Source organism: Parvibaculum sp., from assembly GCF_035511255.1.
In the GTDB taxonomy this organism is placed as follows: Bacteria; Pseudomonadota; Alphaproteobacteria; order Parvibaculales; family Parvibaculaceae; genus Parvibaculum.
Genome location: NZ_DATKFR010000450.1, coordinates 1 through 3,587 on the forward strand (window position 1 = coordinate 1; position 3,587 = coordinate 3,587).

General features: G+C 63.0%; 4 protein-coding genes. 2 read left to right on the top strand and 2 right to left on the bottom strand.

Features of this window, described 5'->3' with window-relative positions; translation table 11 throughout:
* Positions 1-864: class I tRNA ligase family protein (locus tag VMR03_RS16780; protein ID WP_325407246.1), on the top strand; the 864-nt coding region annotated here is incomplete at its 5' end.
* Positions 865-1,048: 184 nt separating this feature from the next.
* Here VMR03_RS16780 and VMR03_RS16785 read toward each other — a convergent pair.
* Together VMR03_RS16785 and VMR03_RS16790 are read right to left on the bottom strand one after the other, a co-directional pair.
* On the bottom strand, positions 1,049-1,417 hold the full coding sequence (locus tag VMR03_RS16785; protein WP_325407248.1) for a DUF2852 domain-containing protein: 369 nt from the start codon (positions 1,415-1,417) through the stop codon (positions 1,049-1,051).
* A 150-nt stretch (positions 1,418-1,567) separates the two neighbouring features.
* On the bottom strand, positions 1,568-2,653 hold the full coding sequence (locus tag VMR03_RS16790; protein WP_325407250.1) for a Zn-dependent alcohol dehydrogenase: 1,086 nt from the start codon (positions 2,651-2,653) through the stop codon (positions 1,568-1,570).
* Positions 2,654-2,816: 163 nt separating this feature from the next.
* On the opposite strand from VMR03_RS16790, the gene VMR03_RS16795 reads away from it, so the two are divergent.
* Positions 2,817-3,569 (top strand): tetratricopeptide repeat protein, encoded by a 753-nt coding sequence (locus tag VMR03_RS16795; protein ID WP_325407252.1) that lies wholly within the window; start codon positions 2,817-2,819, stop codon positions 3,567-3,569.
* Positions 3,570-3,587: the final 18 nt, after the last annotated feature.

Genomic DNA, 3,587 nt, shown 5'->3' on the forward strand with positions numbered 1-3,587 from the left:
GTCGAAGGCTTCGATCCGGCGACGGTGACGCAGACGGTCAACAAATGGATCGTCGGCGAAGTCGCGCGCACGGCCGCGAAGGTGACGGAAGAGATCGAGGCCTATCGCTACAACGAGGCGGCCGGCGCGAATTATCGTTTCGTCTGGAACGTCTTCTGCGACTGGTATCTCGAATTCATCAAGCCGCTGCTGCTCGGTTCGGATGAGGCCGCCAAGGCCGAGACGCGCGCGACGGCGGCCTGGGTGCTCGACCAGATCCTTCTGATCCTGCATCCTTTCATGCCCTTCATGACGGAAGAACTCTGGGCGACGACGGCTGGCCCGGCGCGCAAGGGTCTCCTCGTCACGGCGGCATGGCCCAACCTCTCGTCGCTCGGCGATGCGGCGGCTGATGCCGAAATGAACTGGGTGACGCGCCTCATCTCCGACATCCGGTCCGTCCGTGCCGAGATGAATGTGCCGGCAGGTGCGAAGATTCCGATGTTCATCAAGGGGGCGTCGCCAGAGAGTCTTGAACGCCTTGCACGCCACAAGGACCTGATCCTTCGGCTGGCGCGGCTTTCTTCGGCCGACGCGACCGACGCGACGCCGGCGGGCGCGCTGCAGATCGTGCTCGACGAGGCTACCGTGTTGCTGCCTGTCGCCGACGTCGTCGACTTCAAGACGGAGACCGCGCGGCTGACGAAGGAGCTCGGCAAGCTCGAAGGCGAGATCGGCAAGATTGACGCGAAGCTCGGCAACGAGAAGTTCCTGTCCTCGGCGCCCGAGGAAATCGTCGAGGAGCAGCGCGAGCGCAAAATGGAAGCCGAGGCGGCGAGAACAAGGCTGACGGCGGCGCTGAAAATGCTTGAGGGCGCCGGTTGAGACGCCCGCGTGGCATCACCACATCGTCATGCCGGCCCGCCTGTCCTGGCGAAGGCCGGGAGTCCGGCATCCAGCTTTGGTCGAGCGAAGAAGGAAGATGGATCCCGGACCAGGTCCGGGATGACGGAATAAGCAAAGAGGCAGCCTTGGGGGCTACCTCTTTCTCTTCGATTTCACGGGATCGTCAGGCGCCGGCGGTGTTGTCCTGCGCACCGCGCCGCTCGGCCATGAACTGGTCGAATTCCTGCTGGTCCTTCGCGCGGCGCAGACGCTCCACGAAGTCGCTGAAAGCGCGCTGCTCTTCTTCGAGGCGCTTCAGCGTTTGGTCGCGATAGTCGTCGAAGGCGCTGTTGCCGCTCGTGCGATAATGCCGGAACTGCGAACGTCCGCAGCGCATCTCCCGGCGCTCCTGTCTCCATGCGTGCATTTTTCCGCTCCAGATCAGATAGAAGAGAACGCCAAGTCCGACCGGCCAGAACAGGACGAAGCCGAGAACCATGACGGCGATCCATGCGCCTTTCGGCAGATCGTCGAGCATTGCAACGGTAGGCATGGGGTTTGATCCCTCCCTGTGGTTCGCATTGAACACTTCAAACAGGTGGTATCGATCCGGCCCGCGTCAAGGTGTCGCGCGGCTGGCGATGTCGAAAAAGAAAAAGGCGGCCATGGAGAGCCGCCTTTCTCGGTTGCGAATGATTGGCAATCAGGCGTCGAAGACGATGACCGAGCGCGCGAGTTCGCCGGTTTTCAGCTCGTCGAACGCCTCGTTGACCTGATCGAGCTTGATGCGGCGCGATATCATCTGGTCGAGTTTTAGCTTGCCCGCCATGTAGAAGTCGACGAAGCGCGGCATGTCGATCGGGAAGCGGTTGGAGCCCATCACGGAGCCCTGGATTTTCTTCTCGCCGAGGAATTCCGCGCCGTGCAGTTCGATGTTCACGCCGACGGGGATCATGCCGATGATGTTCGCCGTGCCGCCGCGACGCAGCATCTTGAACGACTGTTCCGCCGTCTGCTTGAGGCCGATCGCCTCGAAGGAGTGATGAACGCCGCCGCCGGTCAGGTCCTGCACCTGCTTCACCGGATCGCCGTCCTTTGGATTGACGACATCGGTTGCACCGAATTCCTTCGCGAGATTGAGCTTCGAGCCCACCATGTCGATCGCGATGATACGTCCCGCGCCGGCGATGGCCGCGCCGTTGATCGCGGAGAGGCCGACGCCACCGCAGCCGATCACGGCGACTGTTTCGCCCGGTCGCACATTCGACGTGTGGATGACGGCGCCGACGCCGGTCGTAACCGCGCAACCGATGAGCGCGGCCACGTCGAGCGGCATGTCCTTACGGATCGCGACGCAGGCATGTTCGTGAATGAGCATGTATTCGGCGAAGGACGAGAGATTGAGGAACTGGTTCATCGGCCCGGCATCCTTCGAGAGACGCGACTCCTCGCCGGCCTCGCGCTTCGTGTCGGGGCTGACGCAGAGCGACATGTGCCCGGTCAGGCAATGCTCGCAATGGCCGCAGAAAGCCGAGAGGCAGGTGATGACATGATCGCCGGGCTTTACGGTGCGGACTTCGGAGCCGACCTGCTCGACGATGCCGGCGGACTCATGGCCGAGCACGGCGGGCAGCGGGTAGGGATAGGAGCCTTCGAGGAAATGCAGGTCGGAATGGCAGACACCGGCGGCGGCGGTGCGGATCAGCACCTCGTGCGGGCCAGGCTTGTTGATCTGGACATCCTCTATGACGAGGGGCTTCTTGGTTTCGCGCAGAACGGCAGCCTTCATTGGACGTTTCCTCCCGGATTGATTGTTATGGATGGATGACCGGATTGGCAGCGATGTTGGCCTCTGGCTTCCACAGGGTCAATGGTGCAGCCGAGGTGTCGAAAGGCTTTGCAAGTCCGCGCTTTCTGCCAGAATGGCGCTTCCTGAAGCCGGAGTTGCCAGAATGTCCCGACGTCAACGATTTGCCGCCCTCGTCGCCTCGCTGGGGCTGACGCTCAGCCTGACAGGCACGGTGCTCGCCGAGCCGACGCCGGCGGCGAATGCGATGTTCAACGCGGGCGTCGCGGCGTTTCGCGCGGGCGATATCAATTCGGCGGTCGATGCCTGGGCGCAGGCCGCGAAGGGCGGCCACGCGATGGCGGCCTATCTCGTCGGACAGCTCTATGAGCAGGGCCGCGGCGTGCCGCAATCGGCGGGCACGGCCTTCCATTATTTTCAGCAGGCTGCTCAGGGCGGCAATGCGCAGGCCGCGGTGAAGGTGGGCCTCGTCTACCGCGACGGGAACAAGGCGCTCGGCGTCAAGAAGAACAACGAGAAGGCCTTCGAGATGTTCGAGAAGGGCGCGCTCGAAGCCTGGCCGGAGGCGCAGTATTATCTGGCCGACATGTATCGCCGAGGCCTCGGCGTACCGATGCAGCGCTCAGAAAGCCTGCGCTGGCTGCTGCTTGCCTCGGAGAAGCGCTACGTGCCGGCTTGCCTCGAACTCGCGCGCATTCATTTCGACGGCGAGGGCGTCAACCAGGATCGCATCAAAGGGTGGTCCTGGCTCGATCTCGCGAACCGTTTCGTCGATCCGGCCGACGCAAAGACGGTGAACGCGGCAATGGACAAGTATTCCGGCCGCATGCGGACAGGCGAGAAGGACGAGGCGAAGAAGATCGCCGACGACTGGGTCGCCAAGCACGAGGGAAGCTGAGGACGAGGCTTAGCCGAA

Coding starts and splice junctions, on each gene's coding strand:
- VMR03_RS16785 (WP_325407248.1), bottom strand. CDS start 1,417: ATGCCTACCGTTGCAATGCTCGACGATCTGCCGAAAGGCGCATGGATC.
- VMR03_RS16790 (WP_325407250.1), bottom strand. CDS start 2,653: ATGAAGGCTGCCGTTCTGCGCGAAACCAAGAAGCCCCTCGTCATAGAG.
- VMR03_RS16795 (WP_325407252.1), top strand. CDS start 2,817: ATGTCCCGACGTCAACGATTTGCCGCCCTCGTCGCCTCGCTGGGGCTG.